The sequence below is a fragment of the Acidovorax sp. genome (assembly GCF_022763525.1).
Lineage (GTDB): Bacteria > Pseudomonadota > Gammaproteobacteria > Burkholderiales > Burkholderiaceae_C > Acidovorax.
Window position 1 is genome coordinate 1 of sequence record NZ_JALEGG010000162.1, and the last position, 20,273, is coordinate 20,273.

Genomic DNA, 20,273 nt, shown 5'->3' on the forward strand with positions numbered 1-20,273 from the left:
CATTGCGGCTTCGGTCGCCTTGCAGGACAAGGTCCTGCCTTTGGTCAACGGCAAGAATCCGCGCGAGCTGCGCAGCAGCGAGGCGGCCCTGCACGAGGCGCTGCGTGCCCGCACCATCGACCAGCCGCAAATCCAGTCCATCCTGGTGCTCGATGCGCAGGGCAAGCCCCTTGCCAGCAGCCGCCTGCTGCCGTTTCCGCAAGTGGATATGTCGGACGGCGAGTACTTTCGTGTTCACCGCGATGGGCTGCAAACGCCCCACCTGGCCAAGCCCATCGTCACCCGCACTTCGAAAGAGCGGGTGCTGAACCTGAGCCTGGGTTTTGTCGACGACCAGGGGCAGTTTGGCGGCGTCATCAATGTCAGCCTGCTCACCTCGTACTTCGGCCTTTACTATGGCGATATCGTGGCAGGCGATCCCGAGCTCACCATCAGCCTGTTTGGCCAGGGGGGCGAGATCTACACCCGTTGGCCCGATTTGCCGGAAGGGACTGAGCGGCTGGCACCCCATGGCCCCGTGATGCAACGCCTTGCCCGTGGTGATGAATCGGCGCAGCTGCGCGGCATCTCGGCCATCAACGGCAAGAACAGCTTTATCTCCTATCGCAAGGTGGGCAACTACCCCCTCTACATTGCCGCGGGCAGGAGCCTCTCGGCGCTGCGCGAAGAGGTGCTCGAAGAGCTGGCCATCCTGTTTGCCATGGGGGCGCTGCCCGTGGCGGCGCTGTTCCTCACGGCCACAATCGCGCTGCGCAACGCGCGCACCGTGCTGCTGACGATGGAGCGGCTGGAAAAAGAGATTGAGACCCGCCGACGCGCCGAGGAAGCGCTGCTGCAGGCCCAGAAGCTCGAAGCGCTGGGGCGGCTGACCGGTGGCGTGGCGCACGACTTCAACAACGCCTTGATGGTCATCGCCAACAATCTGTTCCTGCTCAAGCGCGCATCGCCGGAGGTGGGGGCCAAGCAGATCGACTCGATGTCGCGGGCCGTCAAGTCGGCCACCAACCTCACGCGGCAGCTGCTGGCTTTTTCGCGCCGCCAGCCGCTGGTGGCGGAACATGTGGTGCTGCAGGACAAGCTGCCTCCCATGAAGGACCTGTTCACGCCCGTGCTGGGCAGCAAGGTGCAGCTGAGCGTGCAGGTGGACCCTGACACTGCACCCGTCGTGCTTGACGTGGCCGAGCTGGAGCTGTCGCTGCTCAACCTGAGCATCAACGCGCGCGACGCCATGCCCACGGGCGGGGGGCTCGCCATTCACGCCCGCAATGCGCGCAACGACGAGACCCCCGAGGGTATGCAGGACATGGTGGTGATCGAAGTGCGGGACACCGGTGTTGGGATTCCCCCGGAGCTGCTGAACAAGGTGTTCGAACCCTTCTTCACCACTAAGGCCGTGGGCGAGGGCACGGGCCTGGGCCTGAGCCAGGTGTATGGCATGTGCGAACGCATGGGAGGGCGGGCGAAGATCTCCAGCGCCTTGGGTGCAGGGACCTGCGTCAGCCTTTTCTTCCCGCGCGCGGCGCACCAGCCGGTGACCGCCGAGTCCGGCCCGGCGCCCGCGCTGGAGCCTCTGGACCAGAGCGTGCTTCTGGTGGAAGACAACGATGAAGTGGCCGCCTCCATGGTCCCCATCCTCGAGTCGCTCGGTTGCCGTGTCACCCGCGTGGACCGCGCCGTGAAGGCGCGCCAGCTGCTGGAGGACGGTTCACGCCCCGACATCATCCTTTCAGACGTGGTGATGCCCGGAGAGATGGACGGCGTGGCGCTGGCCCAGCACATCCGCCAGGCTTGGCCCGCACAGCGCCTGTTGCTGATGACGGGCTACGCCGAGCAGCTGGAAAACATCCGGCACCTGGGGTTCCATGTGCTGCCCAAGCCCTGCACGCCGCAGATGCTGTATGCGGCGATGGTGAGGGGCACCAAATAGCTCACGCGCCGCCGCTGGCTTGAGCGGCGGCCCATCGTCCCGGCATATGAGGTGAGCGGGACGGCCTGCGGCGGACGCTCGCATGGAGTGCGCGATGCGGCAGGAGACCTGCTGCCTACATCGCCCAGATCCGCGGCGCGGCCGCATCCAACTCCCACAGCGCCTCCCGCCAGGCTGCCCGCACGGCCTTGAGCAGCTTCATCGCGGGTTCCACCTGCGGTGCCAGCACGCGCACCACCACCATGCGGTCGTTGGGGCTGGTGGCGCCCGCGGTCGCCTTGACCTGGGGATGCGCGTCCATCACTGCGCGCGCGGCGTCCAGGGCCGCATCGCGGCGCGTGCGGCTGAGCGCCGTGCCCGCGGCCAGAAACATGCTGGCCATGCAGCGGTGGCCTGCCAGGCCCAGGGGGCTGTTCAGCAGGCGGTCGTCGGTGGCGTCGATGAGGCCGCGCTCCAGCCACATGCCGGGCACCTCGAGGTGCTGTACGAAGCGGCCGGTTTCAAAAGGCTGGTTGGCGTGGGGCAGGCCGAGCGCAGTCACGTCCCAGCCCATGCATTCGGCGCCGTACGCGAGGTGCAGAGTGAGGTGGTTCTCGGCGTGGCAGGCGTTGTAGCAAAGCGCCTCCAGCGGCAGCCATTCCAGGCGGGCGCCTTCCGCCAGCGTGAGGTGCGTGCGCTGCAGAGCCAGTGGCCCTGTGGACCGGTAAAAGCGCGTCGCCCCCGGCGTGGTGACCAGGCCGTGCGCTCCAGCCGCCACCGTGGCGGTGATGTCCAGCGTGTCGCCGCCCACCAGTCCGCCGGGCGGGTGCACCAGCACGTTGTGGCAGACGGCGCCGCCCTCGGGGTACAGGCTTTGAAGGATGCGCAGGGGGCCGTGGTGTGCAAAGCGGGCGACGGTGCGCGCGCCTTCCAGGGCGTAGTCCAGTTGGAGGCGGGCGTGCCAGGGCATACGTGGTGGGTGAATGCTATTAAACTTATAGCTGTTTGCGCTTTATCAACGGGCGCTGCAGCCGATTTTGTTCAGCAAGCACATTCCGTTCCCTGCGAGCACGCGGCAGAGGAGCTCATGGCAGCCAGGGCTTCAGCCACCCCAGGCCGTCCGACGTGGCGTGTGGCGCTGCACCGCGCGCGGGCCGGTACTCGCAGCCGATCCAGCCGTCGTAGCCCAACTGGTCCAGTAGCTGGAAGAGGTAGGGGTAGTGCACCTCGCCCACATCGGGCTCGTGGCGCTCGGGCACGCCTGCGATCTGCACATGCCCCACGTGGCCGCCGGGCAGGTATTGGCGGATCTTCATGGCCAGGTCGCCTTCCACGATCTGGCAGTGGTACAGGTCCATCTGCACCTTCACGTTGGCCGCGCCAATCTCGGACACCAGCGCGTGCGCCTGGTCCTGGCGGTTCAGGAAGAAGCCGGGCATGTCGCGGCCGTTGATGGGCTCCAGCAGGATCTGGATGCCATGCGGCGCGGCCAGCCCGGCGGCCCAGCGCACGTTGGCGATGTAGGTGGCGCGCACCGCGGCTGCATCCGCACCCTGCGGCACCAGGCCGGCCATCACATGGATGCGCGGGCATTGCAGCGCCTGGGCGTATGCGATGGCCTCGGCGATGCCGCACTGAAACTCTGCCTCGCGCCCGGGCACGCAGGCCAGGCCGCGCTCGCCCGCACCCCAATCGCCGGGCGGAGCGTTGAACAGCACCTGCTGCAGCCCGTGGGCACGCAGTCGCTCGGCCAGATCGGGGGCGGGGTAGGCGTAAGGAAAGAGGTATTCCACCGCCCGGAAACCATCATGCGCGGCGGCGGCAAAGCGGTCGAGAAAGTCCACGTCGTTGTAGAGCATGGACAGGTTGGCGGCAAAACGGGGCATGGGTGTGCGGGCTTCTTGCGGGGCAGGCAGACCGGGCGAATGTATCGCACGCCTGGCAGCCGATTGCGTGGGCCAGCACAATGGCCGGTCGAACACTGAACCTGCTGCCAGGCCCCTCTGGTTCACTTTTGGAGCACTTCACAGCCATGCCGGACGAACACCCTCCCGCCGATCCCGCCACCTTGCCCGCTGCCGCGCTGGATGTCCTCACCGTCGGCGAGCCCATGGCCCTGTTCATGGCCCTGCAGCTCGGCGAACTGCATGCCGTGGCCGACTTCCGCCGAGTGGCCGCCGGGGCCGAGCTCAACGTGGCCACCGGCCTGGCCCGCCTGGGCTTGCGCACCGGCTACATCACGCGGCTGGGCAACGACTCGTTCGGCCGATTTTTGCGCGGTGTGCTTGCGCACGAAGGAATCGATGCGCGCTACGTGGCGGCCGATGCCGTCCACCCCACGGGCTTCATGCTCAAGACCCGCGCCGACGACGGCAGCGACCCGCAGATCGAGTACTTCCGCCAGGGCTCGGCCGCCAGCCACCTGAGCGTGGCGGACGCGCCCCCGGCAGAGAGCCGCATCACCGCCTTTGCGGCACGGCACCTGCACCTCACGGGCATCACGCCAGCGCTGTCGCCCACGGCGCGCGAGCTGGTCTTTCATCTGGCGCAGCAGGCGCGCGCGGCCGGGGCCTCCATCTCGTTCGACCCCAACTTGCGGCCGCGCTTGTGGCCCTCGCCGCTGGCCATGGCCGAGTGCCTCAACGCCCTGGCGGCCTGCAGCGACACCGTGATGCCGGGCCTGGCCGAGGGGCGCCAGCTCACCGGCAGGCAAACGCCTGAAGACATCGCGGCCTTTTACCTGGACCAGGGCGCACAGCAGGTAGTGGTCAAGCTTGGCCCGGAAGGCGCGTATTTCGCACAGCGCGGCGGTGCCTCGGGCATCGTCCCGGGCCGGCCCGTGGAGCGCGTGGTCGACACCGTCGGCGCAGGCGACGGCTTTGCCGTGGGGGTGATCAGCGGGCTGTTCGACGGATTGACGCTGGCCCAGGCCACAGCCCGCGGCAACGCCATTGGCGCGCGCGTAGTGCAGTTTCCAGGCGATGCACAGGGGCTGCCCACGCGGGAGGAACTCGCCGCTGCCGGCGGGTAATGCGGAGGGTTTCTTGGGCTCGCAGTCCTTCTGGCCCGTGTGCCTGCGGGCTGGATCGCAAAGGGGCTGCCCAGCCTTCGGTCCCGCCCTGGATGTGGGGGTAAAAAAACAAAGAGTGACAAGGCGGCGCACATTGGTTAAAACCATGCAAAACTTTTACTCGCATCCCTTCAGCGCATTGCTCTGCGCCGCCCGTGCAGCAGCCGTCCCTGGCCTGGGCGGTGGGGGCGCGCAGGTGACATCTCCATGACAAAAAACTCGGCCACCGTCCGGTGGCTTCCTGGCTTGCCGGGGACAGGCAAGATCGCGCTGGCAAATGCTGCAGCTGTGCTGCGCCGCGGCAGCGCGACTGATTTACCTGATTCCGTCCTACAGATGCGCCGGGCGTAGGCCGACACGCATCTCCGCTTTCCTCCACACCATCTTTTCATGCCGCGCTTTCACTTCATCACAGGCTTGCCCCGCTCGGGCTCCACCCTGTTGTCCGCCTTGCTGCTGCAGAACCCGCGGTTCCATGCCGGTATGACAAGCCCTGTGGGCAGCTTGTTCAAGGGCATGCTCAATCAGTTGGGCGCTGGCAGCGAGTTCGGACCCGTGGTCACCAAGGAGCAGCGGCGCAGGCTGGCACGCGGCCTGTTCGAGAGCTACTACGCAGACCATGCGCAGAGCAAGGAAGTCATCTTTGACACCAATCGCATGTGGAGCGCGCAGATGCCGGCGCTAATGGACCTCTTCCCAGGGGCCAAGGTCATTGCCTGTGTGCGCAATGTCGCCTGGGTGATGGACAGCATCGAGCGCCGCTACCGCGCCAATCCGTACGAAACGACCCGCCTGTTCACGGACGACACCGAGCGCAACACCGTGTACAGCCGCGTAGACACGCTGGCCCAGCGCAACCGCATGGTGGGTTATCCCTGGACCGCACTCAAGGAAGCGTTCTATGGCGAGCACGCCAGCGCATTGCTGCTGGTGGATTACGAGCTGCTGGCGCAGGCACCGCAGCGAGTGCTGCCCCTGGTGTACCAGTTCCTCGGCGAGCCGGAATACACGCACGACTTCGACCAGGTGAGTTACGACGCACCCGAATTTGACGAGGCCCTGGGCCTGCACGGCCTGCACCAGGTGCGGCCCCAGGTCGGCTTGCAACGGCGTGAGACCATCCTGCCGCCGGACCTTTTCGAGCAGTACAGCAAGCTGTCGTTCTGGCAGCATCCGGCGAACAGCCGAGCCAGTGTGATCACCCCCAAGATGCAGCCAGAGGCGCCCCTGAAGAGGGCAGCGCCATGAACCGGATCTGCTGCGCCCCCATGGGCGGCGCTCCTTTCTGAACGGGCACGGCGAAAAGCGCAGCCCCTTTTGTCCGTCCCCTCACCCCATCATCCTTATGACCATTGATCCCAACACCGACCTGGCCAGCAACGCGGCCCCACGTGAAATAGTGTTCGTCGACAGCCGCGTGAGGGATGCGGAGACGCTGCTCAAGGGTTTTCCGCCAGATGCCGAGGTAATTTTTCTCGAAGCCGGCGAAGACGGTCTGCAGCAGATGGCCGAAGTGCTGGGCGCAAGGGGGGACGTGGGCACTGTCCATGTGGTGGCCCATGGCAGTGAAGGCCAACTGTGGCTGGGCACCACGTTTCTCGACTCCAGCACCCTGGCTGACCATGGCGATGCACTGGCAGCCATTGGCCGGGGCTTGACCGCCGACGGCGACCTGCTGGTGTACGCCTGCAATCTGGCGCAAGGCGAGGCGGGAACGCAGTTTGTCGCCAGCCTTGCGTCGCTGACCGGGGCGGACGTGGCGGCCAGCGACGACCGCACGGGAGCCGGAGGGGATTGGGAGCTGGAGATCAGCACCGGCGCCATAGATGGTGCACGGGTGCTTTCCGGCGAGGCGCTGGATGACTATGCCTGGGGCCTGGCCACGTGGACCGCCACCAACAACCTCAACAGTGGTGTTGGCTCCCTTCGCTCCGCGATCGCATCCGCGCAGAACGGTGACATCGTCACGTTCAACACCGGTATGACTGTCGGACTGACGCAGGTGCTGGTGGTCGGCAGGAACATCACGATCGACGGCGACCTGAACAACGACAACGTGGCCGACGTCACCATAGACGGCCAGTACCGCACCCAGGTCTTTAGCGTGACGGGGGGCACGACGACGACCTTTGATGGGTTGGTGATCACCCGGGGAATGACGGCGGGCAATGGCGGCAACGGTGGGGACGACGCCATGATCGCCCAGGGTGGTGGCATCTACAACGCCGGCACGCTGACCATCCGGAACACCACCGTGACCGCGAATGCCGCGTCAGGCGGCGGTGGCGGGGGCGGCGTGACGCCCCAGTACGCCGGTGGCGGCGGTGGCGGCGGTGGCGCGATCACCGGAGGGACCGGGGGCCGGGGCGGCGATACGCTGAACGCGACGGGCTCCAGTGGCTCGGCCGGCCAGGGCGGCGCCGGCGGCGGATTTTTCAACATGGGCGGGCGTGGCGGTTCTTCCACGGGGGGCGCGGGCGGCGCCGCCTACCCGGGTTACAGCACAGGTTCTGCCGGCGGCACGGCCGCCAGCGGCGGTTTGTCCATCGGTGGCGGCGGCGGTGGCGACGGCTACAACGACATCGGCGGTGCCGGCGGCGGAGCGGTGGGCGGGATTTTCAATGACAGCGGCGCGACCTTGAGGATCATCGGCAACTCGGTCATTTCCAATAACGTGGGCGCAGGTGGCGGCGGCGGTGGCGGCGGCGCCGGTGGGGGTTACACGCATACGGGCGGCGCGGGTGGGGTCGGGGTCGGCGCCATCTGGAACAGGGGGGCGATCCTGATCACCTCCGGCAACTTCGCAGCGCTGTCCGGCAATGTCGGCGGCAGCGGCGTGGGAGGGACGAGTGCGGGTAGCGCCGGCGTTTCTCCGGCTTCGGTGTCGAATATCTATGGCGACGGTGGCACCGTCAACACCAACTACGTGCCGGACGAAACGCCCCCCACTGCGACGGTCGTGGTGGCGAACACCAGCCTGAACTCCGGCGGCACATCGCTGGTCACCATCACCTTCTCCGAGGCCGTGACGGGCCTCACCGCAGCGGACCTGACGGTGCAGAACGGCACCATCGGCACCCTGAGCAGCAGCGACGGGGGCATCACCTGGACCGGTACGCTGACTGCGGCCAGCAACATCACCGATACCACCAACGTCATCACCCTGAACAACAACGGCGTCGCGGACCTGGCCGGAAATGCGGGCGTGGGCACCACCGATTCGAACAACTACGTGGTGAACGACACCGTGGCGCCCACGGCAAGCATCGTGGTGGCCGACACGGCGCTGCGCGCCGGCGAAACGTCCTTGGTGACCATCACGTTCTCCGAGGCGGTCAGCGGCCTGACTGCCGGCGATCTCACGGTGGCCAATGGCGCTCTCACGGGCCTGAGCAGCAGCGATGGCGGTATCACCTGGACCGCCACCCTGACGCCGGATGCAGACACCACGGACACCAGCAACGTGGTGGTGCTGGACAACACGGGGGTGGCGGACCTGAATGGCAATGCCGGTGTCGGCACCACCAATTCCAACAACTACGCCATCGACACCCTGCGCCCCACTGCCACCATCGTGGTGGCGGACACCGCGCTCAGCGCGGGCGAAACATCGGTGGTCACGATTACCTTCAACGAGGCAGTGAGCGGCTTCACCACCGCCGACCTGACAGTGGCCAACGGCACGGTGACCGGCCTGAGCAGCGCCAACGGCGGCATCACCTGGACCGCCACGCTGACGCCGAGCGCCAGCGTGAGCGACACCACCAACCTGATCACGCTGGCCAACAGTGGCGTGGCCGACCTGTCCGGCAATGCCGGCACCGGCACTACCGACTCCAACAACTATGCGATCGATACCCAGCGCCCCACCGCCACGGTCGTGGTGGCCGACACCACGTTGAGCGCGGGTGAAACATCGCTCGTGACTGTCACCTTCAGTGAGGCCGTGACTGGTTTCACCCTGGCCGACCTGACGGCTGCCAACGGGTCCCTGAACGGGCTTTCCAGCAGCGATGGCGGCATCACCTGGACGGCGACCCTCACGCCGACCGACGGCATCAACGATGCGACCAACCTGATCACGCTGAACAACGCAGGGGTTGCCGATATCGCCGGAAACGCGGGCACCGGCACCACCAATTCCAACAACTACGCCATCGAAACGCAGCGCCCGACGGCCACCATCGTGGTCAGCGACAACGCGCTGAGCATCGGCGAGACCTCGCTGGTGACCATCACCTTCAGCGAGGCGGTCGCCGGATTCACCAATGCGGATCTCACCATCGACAACGGCACGTTGAGCGCCGTCAGCAGCGGCGACGGCGGCATCACCTGGACGGCAACCTTCACCCCGGCCAGCGACATCACCGACACTGCCAACCTGATCACGCTGGACAACACCGGCGTGCAGAACGCCTCGGGCAACGCCGGCAGCGGCACCACCGTTTCGAACAATTACGCCATCGATACTCAGCGACCCACCGCGACCATCGTGGTGGCGGACACGGCATTGGGTGTCGGCGAGACCACCACGGTGACCATCACCTTCAGCGAACCGGTGACCGGTTTCAGCCTGGCCGATCTGACCGCGGCCAACGGCGCGTTGTCCGGATTGGCCACGTCGGACAACATCACCTATACCGCGACATTCACCCCGTCGGCGGGTATCACCGATTCCAGCAACCTCATCACGCTGGACAACACCGGGGTTGTCGACGTGGCGGGCAACGCCGGTTCGGGCACCACTGATTCAAATAACTACCAAGTCGATTCCCAGCGCCCCACGGCCACCATCGTGGTGGCGGACACGATGCTGTCGGCAGGCGAAACGTCCCTGGTGACGTTCACCTTCTCCGAGGCCGTGACCGGTTTCGACAATACCGACGTGAGCGTGGCGAACGGCACGCTGAGCCCGGTCACCACCAGCGATGGCGGCATCACCTGGACGGCAACCTTCAGCCCGGACAGCGGCGTCACCGACACTTCGAACATCATCGTCCTCAACAACGCGGGCATCAGTGACGCAGCGGGCAACGCCGGCACCGGAACCACCAACTCCAACAACTACCAGGTCGACACCAACGTCCCGACAGCCACCATCGTGGTGGCTGACACGGCACTGAGCGTTGGTGAGACCTCTGTCGTGACCGTGACCTTCAATTCGGCGGTGAACGGTTTCGACAACGCCGACCTCACGGTCGAGAACGGAACACTGAGCGGTTTGGCGAGTACCGACGGGGGTGTGACCTGGACCGCCACCTTGACCCCCTCTGCCAATATTTCCGACACGAGCAACGTGATCACGCTGGACAACACCGGCGTGCGCAACGCGGCCAACAACGCCGGAGTCGGGACCACGGTCTCCAACAACTATGCGGTGGACACCGCGCGGCCGACCGCCACCATCGCTGTGGCAAGCGCCGTGGTGGCAGCGGGCGAAACGTCCGCGGTGACCATCACGTTCAGCGAGGCGGTCGCTGGCTTTACCACGGCCGATCTGACGGCCGAGAACGGGTCGCTTTCGGGCCTGGCCAGCAGCGATGGCGGCGTGACCTGGACGGCAGTGTTCACGCCCACGGCCGGCGTGACGGACACCAGCAACATCATCACGCTGGACAACAGCGGCATCGCCGATCTGGCGGGCAACGTTGGCGTGGGCACGACCGATTCCAACAACTATGGCGTGGACACAGCGCCGCCCGTGCTGGGCACCGCCACGGTCAATGGCAACCGACTCGTTCTCACTTACACCGACGCAACCGGCCTCGATGCTGTCAACGTGGCACCCGGTGGCGCCTTCACCGTGCAGGTGGGTGCCAGCACGAATGCGGTCACCGGCGTGGCCGTCAACGCAACAGCGGGAACCGTGACACTGACGCTGACAACGCCCGTGGTGGCTGGCCAGGCGGTGACCGTTGCCTACGCCGACCCCACCGTTGGCAACGACGCCAATGCGATCCAGGATGCCGCCGGCAACGACGCTGCCAGCTTCGCGGCAACGGCCGTGACCAATCTCACGCCCGTCGTCTCCGACCCCGAGCCGCCCTTGCCACCCCCACCTCCGCCTCCGTTCCCCGGCGTGCCCGACAACGACGGCATACCGACCATCATCGAAGACCAGGCCCCCGGCATCCCCGGCCCTGGCGGCACCACCGTGGCAGGCGATGGCAACGGAGACGGCATCCGGGACAGCGAGCAGGCCAGTGTGGCCTCGATCGGCTTCGTCGCCAGCCCGACCGGAGAGAGCAATCCTGGCAGCGCGCCACCCACTTTCACCACCCTGGTCGCCAGCAGCCAGGACGGCAAGGTGAGCGGAGATCCCACCAACTCCCGCATCCTCAGCCTGACCCAGAAAGACGCTCCACCCGATCTGCCCGAGGGGCTCGAGGCTCCGATCGGGCTCGTGAGCTTCACTGTGCAGCTGGGGCAGGGCAAGACCAGCGAGAGCTTCAGCCTCTATGTCGACCCGGCGCTGGGCGTGAACGGCTACTGGAAGCAGGACAGCAGCGGCACCTGGACGAACATTGCCAGCGAGCCCTACGGCGGCGAGATGGTGATGGAGGGCGGGCGGCTTCGGCTGGACTTCCAGATCGTCGACGGTGGGGAGTTTGACGGCGACGGCCTGGTGAACGGCGTCATCACCGACCCAGGGGCGCCTGGGCACATGCCGCTGTCGATCGTGGGGCAGTCACCCGACATTGGGCAAACCCCTTTCTGGTTCTGAGCGGCCCCACCCCCGTCCACGATTTCTCCGTTTTTGACACCATGAAACAAACCATCCCTGCACCCATGCAACACCCATCTCTTCCGCCGGCAGCAGCCACGGCAAAACACGCCGCCATGCGGCCTGCAGCAGCCCTCGCCATGACCCTGGCCGTGGCCGGGCTGCTCGCCGGCTGTGGCGGAGGGGGCGGTGGCGAGGCAGGGCCAAGCATCGACCCGGCACAACTCAAGGGCCGCTGGGTCACGGCATCGGGCGCCACGCCCGCCGTGACGGCGGTGGTGGTGCCCGATGCCTCCGGCACAGCCAGCGCCTGGCTGCTGAACCAGGACGCCAGCCGTCTCGTCAAGCTGGTGGTGCGCAGCGACAGCAGTGCCAATGGCAAGTCCTACGCGCTGGGGCAAGGCAATGCCGCAGGGCAGGGCGTGACCGGCCAAGTCAGCGCGGCCCTGGCAGCCAGCCCCAAGAGCATCTCGTTCACCGGGGTGAATGCGTCGGCGCTGAACCTGACGCAGGCCGACGCGCTGAGCGCTTCAGCCGTCCAGGGCGACGCCACCGGCACGTGGAGCGCCACATCGGGGGGCAATGCGCAGACCACGCAGTGGACCATCGCGTCAACGGGCGGGGTGAACGGCAGCTCGACCACGGGGTGCAGCTACGCCGGGGGCGTCACGGCCATGGCGAACACCGCGGCCTACAGCGTGCAGATCAATGAAAGCTGTCCGGACGGAGCCAAGACCACGTTCGCGGGGATCGCGACGCTCAATGCGTCCAAAAACGGGCTGACGGTGGTGCTGACCAGCGCGGATGAAACGCGGGGCGCCGCGGTTTTCTTCTCGAAATAAGCACGAGCTGGTGCCACCGTGCAGCGCACGGGTTCCCTGAGTGCTGAGAAGCGGTCTCCAGGGCGCCGTTGCGGAGATTGGGGGGAAGGCCGCAGCCCTTGTCGGCCGGGCGGGCTACTTTGCTGCCGCGGGGGCCTGGCACCCCTCGCCCATGCCAGCCATCCCGGCCAGCCGCTGCAGGCGGGACCGTTTCTCCAGACACAGCTGGTACTCCGCCTCCAGCACCTTCTGCTGGGCCAGCTGCGCAGCCCGCGCCCGCTCGGCCTGCAGCTGGGCGATGCGCTCGCGGATCTGCGGCATCACGGCGAGAGCGGCTTTTTCGCCTTCCAGGATGGCAGCTGCGCGCTGGGTGAAGTCGGCAGGGCCAATGTCCAGCACCTGCGGGCGCACGATGACGTCGGCGCGCGCCAGCTCGGCCTGGCCCAGCTTCTGGCCCATGATGGCGATCGACTGGTTCAGCGCACCAAGCATGTTGCCCGGCGTCTGGCCCCGCGCCTTGTTGGAGATGTCCACGGCGACCACGATGTCGGCGCCCAGCTGGCGCGCGGCGTCCACGGGCACGGGGCTCACGATGCCGCCATCCACGAAGTGGTACTTGCCGATGGTGACGGGCTGGAACACGCCTGGCACGCTGCTCGACGCGCGCACGGCCTGGCCGGTGTTGCCGCGCGCGAACACGGTGCGCTCACCGTCTTCAAGCCGCGTGGCCACCACCACGAAGGGCTTGGACATCTGCTCCAGCGGCTTGCGGCGCACCTGCTCGTTCACATAGTCCTCCAGCTTCTGGCCCAGCACCAGGCCGCCAGAGGACAGTTGCAGGTCGCGGATCTTGGCTTCGTCCAGCGCCACGGCCTTTTCCTGCATCTCGAACGCGTTCATGCCGCTGGCATACAGCGCGCCCACCACGCTGCCCGCGCTGGTGCCGGAGACAACCGCGGGCGCGAAGCCGTTGGCCTCCAGCATCTTGATCCCGCCGATGTGGGCAAAGCCCTTGGCGGCGCCGCCGCCCAGGGCGATGCCGATGCGGATGGGCGCGGTTTGGGAAGCTGGTGCAGTGCTCGTCGGTTCGTTGGGACGCGCTGGGCCGGGGGCGCTGCCGCAGGCCGCCACGCCGAGGATGGCAGCCACCACCAGGGTGAGCCGCATGGCGGAGGGCGCTGCGAGCGCCGTGATGGGACAAAGAAGGGCGGTCAGGCGCATGCCGGGGGTCCTGCGGTCAACGGGCGGGCAGTATATCGGCGGCGCACGTGTGGGGTCGGCCGAGGGGACATTTGCTCCTGAAAAGAGAGCTGCTTGCGCTTGCAGGGCAAGCGCTGGGGGCAGATTTTGCTCGAACGCTTCAGTGGCGGCAGCGGGAGGGCGGGTGAGGCCCGGGAGTGCGAGCGCGAGCGCGCCCCGCCGTGTCAGCCGTTCTGCGACCCCCGGTGCGCCCAGGCCGTGGTGCGCTTCTCGATCCAGCTGAACAACTCGTACATCACCATGGCCATGGCGCCCACCACCATCAGGCCCGCAAACGCCAGGCCCATCTGCATGGACGAGCCCGCGCTGATGAGCAGGTAGCCGATGCCTTCGTTGGCGGCGGTCATCTCGCTCACCGTGGTGCCAACGAAGGCCAGCGTGATGGCCACCTTGAGCGAGCCGTAGAAGTAGGGCATGGAGCGGGGCAGGCCCACCTTGGTGAGAACGTCCCAGCGCTTGGCGCCCAGCACGCGCAGCACGTCTTCGAGCTCGGGCTCCAGCGTGGCCAGGCCGGTGGCGATGTTCACCATGATGGGAAAGAAGCTGATGAGGAATGCCGTGAGGATGGCCGGGCCGACGCCAATGCCGAACCACACCACCAGGATGGGCACGAAGGCAGCCTTGGGCAGGGCGTTGAAGGCTGTCATGAGCGGGTACACGGCGGCATAGGCCACGCGCGAGCTTCCGATCACGAAGCCCAGCAGCACCCCCACGACGATGGCAATGCCAAAGCCTGCCATGGTGACCCAGAACGTGCGCCAGGCATGGCCTGCGATCACGCCGCCAAACTCCACCAGCTGCAGGCCGATGGCCCAGGGACTGGGGAAGATGAACTCCGAGACATTGAAGGCCGAGCAGATGATCTGCCACAGCAGGATGATCGCGACCAGCAGGATCCAGGGCGACCAGCGTTCTACGGTTTTCTTGTGCATGGTGGGGCGGGCTGGTGTCGGCGTGTTATTGGGCGATGGGCGCGCCGGCCTGGCGCAGGGCGCCGATGTGGCCGCGCAGCTCGTGCACGATGTCGGTGAACTCTTTGGTGTAGGTGATTTCCAGGTCGCGCGGGCGGGGCAGGTCGATCTCCTTCCTCACCACGAAGCGGCCGGGGCTCTTGCTCATCACGTACACCGTGTCGGCCAGGAAGACCGACTCGCGCAGGTCGTGCGTGACCAGGATCACGTTGAATTGCTGCTCGGTCCACAGGTCGCGCAGGATGCACCACAGCTCTTCGCGCGTGAAGGCATCGAGCGCGCCGAAGGGTTCGTCCAGCAGCAGCATTTTGGGCTCGTGGATCAGCGCGCGGCAGATGCTGGCGCGCTGCTGCATGCCGCCCGACAGCTGCCAGGGAAACTTGTCCTCATAGCCCGCGAGGCCCACCTTCTGCAGCAGTCTGCGGGCCCGCTCTTCGTATTCCTTGCGCTTTTGCTTGAAGTGGCTGCGGTAGGGCTCGACGATTTCGAGCGGCAGCAGCACGTTGTCCACCGTGGTGCGCCAGGGCAGCAGCGAAGGCGCCTGGAAGGCCATGCCGGAGATCTTGAGCGGCCCGGTCACGGGCTGCCCGTCGATGAGGATCTTGCCCATGGAGGGCATCTTCAGGCCCGTGGCCAGTTTCATGAAGGTGGACTTGCCGCAGCCGGAGGGACCCACGATGGCGATGAATTCGCCCTGCCGGACCTGCAGGTCGATGGCTTCCACCGCAAACTGGTTCTTCGCGCGCAGCTCGTCGTTGTAGGCGAGCCAGACGTCGCGGAAGTCCACAAAAAAGGATTCAGCAGTCTGCATGAAAGGTTTGAATAAAAAAGGGCTCTAGCGCTTGCCTTGCAAGCGCGAGCAGCTATCAAAACAATAGTAAGACCACCGGGCCGGCGGCTCGGTGGCTGCTGTGCGGCTTACTTCTTTGGCAGTACTGTGTTCAGCTCGGCGGCGGGCGGCAGGAAGCTGCCGTTCCACACGTCATCGGCGTTCACGCGTGTCTTGGTGTTGAACGCGTCCGACACCTGCGATGCCATCAGCGACAGACGCCCTGGCTTGGCCTGGCCAAAGCCTTCCGCGCGCGCATCCGGGCTGTTGATGACGGTGTCGATGGCCAGCTGCAGGCGGCGGGTTTCCAGCGGCACGTTCACGATGCCGTCGCGCGCCTTCACGTGTTCGATGGAGGCGGCCGGGTTGGCCATCACTTCCTTGGCGCCCTTTGCGAAGGCCGACAGGAACGCCTTGATGGCGGCCGGGTTCTCCTTGATGAGCTTGGGTGACGCGATGATCACGTTGCCATAGAGCTTCACGCCGAAGTCGGCATAGGGCAGCACCACCACGTCGCTGGCCTTGGCGCCGCGCGCCTCCAGGTTCAGGAGCGAAGTGAAGGTGAAGCCGGTGATCGCGTCCACGTCGCCGCGCACCAGCATGGTTTCGCGCAGGGGCGGGTCCATGGCGGTCCAGGTCACGGCGCCGATGCCATTGGCCTTCTGGAAGATCGGGAAGGCGCGGCGGCCGGCGTCGAACACCGGCGCACCCAGCTTCTTGCCCGCCAGATCGGCCGGCTTGGTGATGCCGCTTTTCTTGAGCGCCATGACCGAGGCGGGCGTGTTGTTGTAGACCATCATCACCGCCACGGGCTTGTTCTGCGCGTCCGGGTTGTTGGCGTGGAACTCCATCACCGCGGCCAGGTCGGCGAAGCCCATGTCGTACGTGCCCGAGGCCACCCGCTGCACCGCGCCGCCCGAGCCGTTGCCGGCATCCACTGCCACGTCCAGGCCGGCGGCCTTGAAGGTGCCCTTTGCCACGGGTTGCAGGAACAGGGCCGAGGGCCCCTCAAAACGCCAGTCGAGCTGGAACTTGATGGGGGTGAGCGTCTGCGCTTGCGCCAGCGAGAACGTGCTGGCGGCAGCCAGCAGCGCGGCGGATTGCAGGAACGATCGCTTCTTCATGGGGGGCTCCTGTCAGGGAAAGGCTGGGGAAATGTGCCGTCCGTGCGTCGGTCTGTCTGGGCGGCCGGTCAGACCAGAACTCAGCAAAAACGGTGCCTGCTTTGGCGGTGAGGCCGGTGGGCACGCAGCCATTGTTCCCTGAAGTGGTGCATGCGGGGATGCAGGGTTTCCCCACATGGTGCAAACCCGGTCGGGCTTGCACCGCCCCGGGGCGTTGCCCTGGGGGCGAAGGGCGCCAACAGCCCTTCGCAGTGCCCTTAGTTGGGGCGCGCCGCGGCGCTGGCCACGGCGAGGGCCGTCATGTTGAGCACCCGGCGCACGGTGGCGGCGGGCGTCAGGATGTAGGCCGTGGCGGCCGCACCCATGAGGATGGGGCCCACCGTCACGCCGCCGCTGGTGGTGGTCTTGAGCACGTTGTAGAGGATGTTGGCCGCGTCGATGTTGGGGCAGATCAGCAGGTTGGCCGAGTCGGTCAGCGTCGAGTCCGCCATGTAGGTGTTGCGGATCTTGGGCTCCAGCGCGGCGTCTCCGTGCAGTTCGCCGTCGCACTCGATCTCAGGGTGGGCGGCCACGAACAGGTCGCGGGCTTCGCGCATCTTGCGGGCGGAGGCGCGCTTGGACGAACCATAGCTCGAATGCGACAGGAACGCGACCTTGGGCGGGATGCCGAAGCGCTGCACCTCCTGCACCGACATCCAGGCGATGTCGGCCAGCTGCTGCGCCGTGGGGTCTTCGTTCACGTAGGTGTCGGCAATGAAGAGCGTGCCGTTGCGGTCGGTCATCAGCGCGTTGAGCGCCGCATAGTTGGTGGCGCCGGGCGCATGGCCCAGGATGTTGTGGATGCGCTCCAGGTGCGTCTCGTAGGTGCCTACCAGGCCGCAGATCATGGCGTCGGCATCGCCGAGCTTGACCATGAGCGCGGCGATGATGGTGTTGGAGCGGCGCACTGCGGCCTTGGCCACTTCGGGCGTGGCGCCGTTGCGCTTCATGAGCTGGTGGTAGTGCTCCCAGTACTGGCGGAAGCGCGGGTCGTCTTCGGGGTTGCACACCTCCACGTCCTGGCCCAGCCGCATGCGCAGGCCGGCCTTTTCGATGCGGGCGGCAATCACGGCGGGGCGGCCGATGAGGATGGGGTGGGCGATCTTGTCATCGATCGCCATCTGCGCGGCGCGCAGGGCGCGCTCGTCTTCGCCGTCGGCGTAGGCCACGCGCTTCTGGGCGTCGGGCAGTGTCTTGGCCGCGTTGATCACGGGGCGCATCAGCATGCCGGTCTGGTAGACGAAGCGCGACAGCGTTTCCTTGTACGCCTCCATGTCCTCGATGGGGCGCGTGGCCACGCCGGACTCAGCTGCGGCCTTGGCCACAGCGGGCGCGATCTTGAGGATCAGGCGCGAGTCGAACGGTGTGGGGATGAGGTAGTCGGGGCCGAAGGTGAGTTCCTTGCCCGCGTAGGCGCTGGCCACTTCTTCGCTGATGTCGGCCTTGGCCAGGTCCGCGATCTGGCGCACGCAGGCGAGCTTCATGGCCTCGGTGATCTTGGTGGCGCCGCAGTCCAGCGCGCCCCGGAAGATGTACGGGAAACAGAGGACGTTGTTGACCTGGTTCGGGTAGTCCGATCGGCCCGTTGCGATGATGCAGTCCGGGCGCACGGCCTTGGCCAGCTCGGGGCGGATCTCGGGCTCGGGGTTGGCCAGGGCCAGGATGATGGGCTTGTCCTCCATGGTCTTGACCATCTCGGCCGTGAGCACGCCGGGGGCCGAGCAGCCCAGGAACACGTCGGCGCCGTTGACGGCATCGGCCAGGGTGCGGGCCTCGGTCTTCTGGGCGTAGCGCGCCTTCGATTCATCGTAGCCGCCGGGGCGGCCCTCGTAGATCACGCCCTTGGAGTCGCACATGAAGATGTTCTGCACCTTCACGCCCAGGCCCACCATCACGTTCACGCACGCAATGGCTGCAGCACCCGCGCCCGACACTGCGATCTTGACCTGGTCGATCTGCTTGCCCACCAGCTCCAGGCCATTGAGCAGCGCCGCGCTGCTGATGATGGCCGTGCCGTGCTGGTCGTCATGGAACACGGGGATGTTCATGCGCGCGCTCAGCTGCTGCTCGATATAGAAGCACTCGGGCGCCTTGATGTCTTCGAGGTTGATGCCGCCCAGCGTGGGCTCCATGGCCGCGATGATCTCGACCAGCTTGTCGGGATCGCGCTCGGCCAGTTCGATGTCGAACACGTCCACACCCGCGAACTTCTTGAACAGGCAGCCCTTGCCTTCCATCACCGGCTTGCCAGCCAGCGGGCCGATGTCGCCCAGGCCCAGCACGGCCGTGCCGTTGGTGATCACGCCCACCAGGTTGCCGCGGGAGGTGTAGTCAAACGCCTTGGAGGGGTCGGCCTGGATGTCGAGGCAGGGGTAGGCGACGCCGGGCGAGTACGCCAGCGACAGGTCGCGCTGGTTGGACAGCGGCTTGGTGGGCGTGACAGAAATCTTGCCCCGCGTGATGTTGCGGTGGTAGTCGCGCGCGGCATCGCGCAGGGCCTGTTCGGCGGCGGAAAGGTTGTTCTGTGTCATTGCGGAAAGTCCTGGAAATCCTCGGCAAAAAGCGAAACAAGGGTACCCGATGGCGCACGCGGCGGGGAGTGCCGTTTATGCCTATGCGGCATGGGGCAACAACTCCACGGCAGTGGCGGCGCGGGTGTCTTTGGAGGCAGGGCAGGCGGACGCGGGTGGGCATCGGCTTGGCGAGCGGCAGTTCCGGGGGCGCAGGTAGCGCAGGGTTGCCATGCAAGAGACAGGGGGTACGGCCTTGGTCGGGGGAGCGCAGGATACCGGATTCCGCGGCTCGGGCGATCTTTACGGCAGGCTGCGCGGGCCCGCCAGGGGCGCCAGCGACTCGCGCAGGCGGTCGCGCACCACGGGCTGGTCCGGGTTGAGCGCGGCCTCCACATGGCCGATGTGCGCCAGCAGACGCTCGCGGGCCAGCGCCGTGTCGCCAGCCTCCAGGGCCTCGACGATGGCCGCATGCTCGGCGCACGACTGGCTGGCTTCGTGACGCGACTGGTACAGCGAGGCCGCCAGCGTGGTGCGCGCCGTCAGGTCGCGCAGGATATCGCTCAGGCTGCGGTGCCCCATGGCCTCGGCCAGGCATACGTGAAAGTCGGCCAGCAGGAACGCGCGCGTGGCGGCGTCCGCGCCTTCGATGGCCTGCTGCTCATCCGCGATGTGGGCGCGCAGCCGCGGTATGACGGACTGCAGCGGCCGGCCCGCGTCGGCCAGGATGCCCGATTCGATGATGCGCCGGGCCGAGAACGCATCGCGCGCGTCGTCCACCGAAGGCTCCACCACGTACCAGCCGCGGCGCGGGCGCACCTCCAGAAAGCCACGTGCCTGCAGCTGCATGAGGGCTTCGCGCACCAGGGTGCGGCTCACGCCGAACAGATCGGCAAGCTCCTGCTCGCCCAGCCGCTCGCCGGGGGCAAGCTTCTGGGCCAGGATGGATTCCACCACCTGCTGGGCGATCTGGGTCGGGCTGATGCTGTTCATGGCGGGATTGTCGTTGCACGCGATGG

General features: G+C 66.9%; 13 protein-coding genes. 5 read left to right on the forward strand and 8 right to left on the reverse strand.

The window, feature by feature from the left end; translation table 11 throughout:
• A partial coding sequence (locus MRY84_RS12505) for a hybrid sensor histidine kinase/response regulator (RefSeq protein WP_291506049.1) occupies positions 1-1,927 on the forward strand: 1,927 nt, incomplete at its 5' end.
• Positions 1,928-2,042: 115 nt separating this feature from the next.
• Here MRY84_RS12505 and MRY84_RS12510 read toward each other — a convergent pair.
• Both MRY84_RS12510 and otnI read right to left on the reverse strand, forming a co-directional pair.
• Positions 2,043-2,876: an urease accessory protein UreD gene (locus MRY84_RS12510; RefSeq protein ID WP_291506050.1), complete on the reverse strand. Its 834-nt coding sequence runs from the start codon at positions 2,874-2,876 to the stop codon at positions 2,043-2,045.
• A 115-nt stretch (positions 2,877-2,991) separates the two neighbouring features.
• On the reverse strand, positions 2,992-3,792 hold the full coding sequence (otnI, locus tag MRY84_RS12515) for a 2-oxo-tetronate isomerase (RefSeq protein ID WP_291506051.1): 801 nt from the start codon (positions 3,790-3,792) through the stop codon (positions 2,992-2,994).
• 146 nt (positions 3,793-3,938) lie between these two features.
• On the opposite strand from otnI, the gene MRY84_RS12520 reads away from it, so the two are divergent.
• From MRY84_RS12520 to MRY84_RS12535, 4 genes are all read left to right on the forward strand, one after another.
• Positions 3,939-4,937, forward strand: coding sequence for a sugar kinase (locus MRY84_RS12520; protein ID WP_291506052.1), 999 nt, complete (start codon positions 3,939-3,941; stop codon positions 4,935-4,937).
• A gap of 429 nt (positions 4,938-5,366) precedes the next feature.
• A complete protein-coding gene (locus MRY84_RS12525; RefSeq protein ID WP_291506053.1) occupies positions 5,367-6,224 on the forward strand; it encodes a sulfotransferase in 858 nt (285 codons plus the stop codon).
• A 97-nt stretch (positions 6,225-6,321) separates the two neighbouring features.
• The gene (locus tag MRY84_RS12530; protein ID WP_291506054.1) at positions 6,322-11,700 is read left to right on the forward strand and encodes an Ig-like domain-containing protein; all 5,379 of its coding nucleotides are present in this window, start codon (positions 6,322-6,324) and stop codon (positions 11,698-11,700) included.
• Between the two features lie 65 nt (positions 11,701-11,765).
• Positions 11,766-12,542 carry a hypothetical protein gene (locus MRY84_RS12535; protein ID WP_291506055.1) on the forward strand — a complete coding sequence of 259 codons (777 nt, stop codon included), beginning with the start codon at positions 11,766-11,768 and terminating at the stop codon, positions 12,540-12,542.
• A gap of 114 nt (positions 12,543-12,656) precedes the next feature.
• Here MRY84_RS12535 and MRY84_RS12540 read toward each other — a convergent pair whose 3' ends face one another.
• The 6 genes from MRY84_RS12540 to MRY84_RS12565 all read right to left on the reverse strand — a co-directional run bounded on the left by MRY84_RS12540 (position 12,657) and on the right by MRY84_RS12565 (position 20,247).
• Positions 12,657-13,688 (reverse strand): patatin-like phospholipase family protein, encoded by a 1,032-nt coding sequence (locus MRY84_RS12540; protein WP_291506075.1) that lies wholly within the window; start codon positions 13,686-13,688, stop codon positions 12,657-12,659.
• Between the two features lie 257 nt (positions 13,689-13,945).
• Entirely contained in the window at positions 13,946-14,713 is a 768-nt protein-coding gene (locus tag MRY84_RS12545; RefSeq protein ID WP_291506056.1) for an ABC transporter permease, read from the reverse strand.
• A gap of 25 nt (positions 14,714-14,738) precedes the next feature.
• Positions 14,739-15,563 (reverse strand): ABC transporter ATP-binding protein, encoded by an 825-nt coding sequence (locus MRY84_RS12550; RefSeq protein WP_291506057.1) that lies wholly within the window; start codon positions 15,561-15,563, stop codon positions 14,739-14,741.
• 107 nt (positions 15,564-15,670) lie between these two features.
• Positions 15,671-16,705 (reverse strand): ABC transporter substrate-binding protein, encoded by a 1,035-nt coding sequence (locus tag MRY84_RS12555; RefSeq protein WP_291506058.1) that lies wholly within the window; start codon positions 16,703-16,705, stop codon positions 15,671-15,673.
• A 257-nt stretch (positions 16,706-16,962) separates the two neighbouring features.
• On the reverse strand, positions 16,963-19,275 hold the full coding sequence (locus MRY84_RS12560; protein WP_291506059.1) for an NADP-dependent malic enzyme: 2,313 nt from the start codon (positions 19,273-19,275) through the stop codon (positions 16,963-16,965).
• Between the two features lie 282 nt (positions 19,276-19,557).
• Positions 19,558-20,247, reverse strand: a complete 690-nt coding sequence (locus tag MRY84_RS12565; RefSeq protein WP_291506060.1) for a GntR family transcriptional regulator — start codon at positions 20,245-20,247, stop codon at positions 19,558-19,560.
• Positions 20,248-20,273: the final 26 nt, after the last annotated feature.

Excerpts from the sequence above, each read along its gene's own strand:
- MRY84_RS12510 (WP_291506050.1), bottom strand. The coding sequence starts at position 2,876 with ATGCCCTGGCACGCCCGCCTCCAACTGGACTACGCCCTGGAAGGCGCG.
- otnI (WP_291506051.1), bottom strand. The coding sequence starts at position 3,792 with ATGCCCCGTTTTGCCGCCAACCTGTCCATGCTCTACAACGACGTGGAC.
- MRY84_RS12520 (WP_291506052.1), top strand. The coding sequence starts at position 3,939 with ATGCCGGACGAACACCCTCCCGCCGATCCCGCCACCTTGCCCGCTGCC.
- MRY84_RS12525 (WP_291506053.1), top strand. The coding sequence starts at position 5,367 with ATGCCGCGCTTTCACTTCATCACAGGCTTGCCCCGCTCGGGCTCCACC.
- MRY84_RS12530 (WP_291506054.1), top strand. The coding sequence starts at position 6,322 with ATGACCATTGATCCCAACACCGACCTGGCCAGCAACGCGGCCCCACGT.
- MRY84_RS12535 (WP_291506055.1), top strand. The coding sequence starts at position 11,766 with ATGCAACACCCATCTCTTCCGCCGGCAGCAGCCACGGCAAAACACGCC.
- MRY84_RS12540 (WP_291506075.1), bottom strand. The coding sequence starts at position 13,688 with ATGCGGCTCACCCTGGTGGTGGCTGCCATCCTCGGCGTGGCGGCCTGC.
- MRY84_RS12545 (WP_291506056.1), bottom strand. The coding sequence starts at position 14,713 with ATGCACAAGAAAACCGTAGAACGCTGGTCGCCCTGGATCCTGCTGGTC.
- MRY84_RS12550 (WP_291506057.1), bottom strand. The coding sequence starts at position 15,563 with ATGCAGACTGCTGAATCCTTTTTTGTGGACTTCCGCGACGTCTGGCTC.
- MRY84_RS12555 (WP_291506058.1), bottom strand. The coding sequence starts at position 16,705 with ATGAAGAAGCGATCGTTCCTGCAATCCGCCGCGCTGCTGGCTGCCGCC.
- MRY84_RS12560 (WP_291506059.1), bottom strand. The coding sequence starts at position 19,275 with ATGACACAGAACAACCTTTCCGCCGCCGAACAGGCCCTGCGCGATGCC.
- MRY84_RS12565 (WP_291506060.1), bottom strand. The coding sequence starts at position 20,247 with ATGAACAGCATCAGCCCGACCCAGATCGCCCAGCAGGTGGTGGAATCC.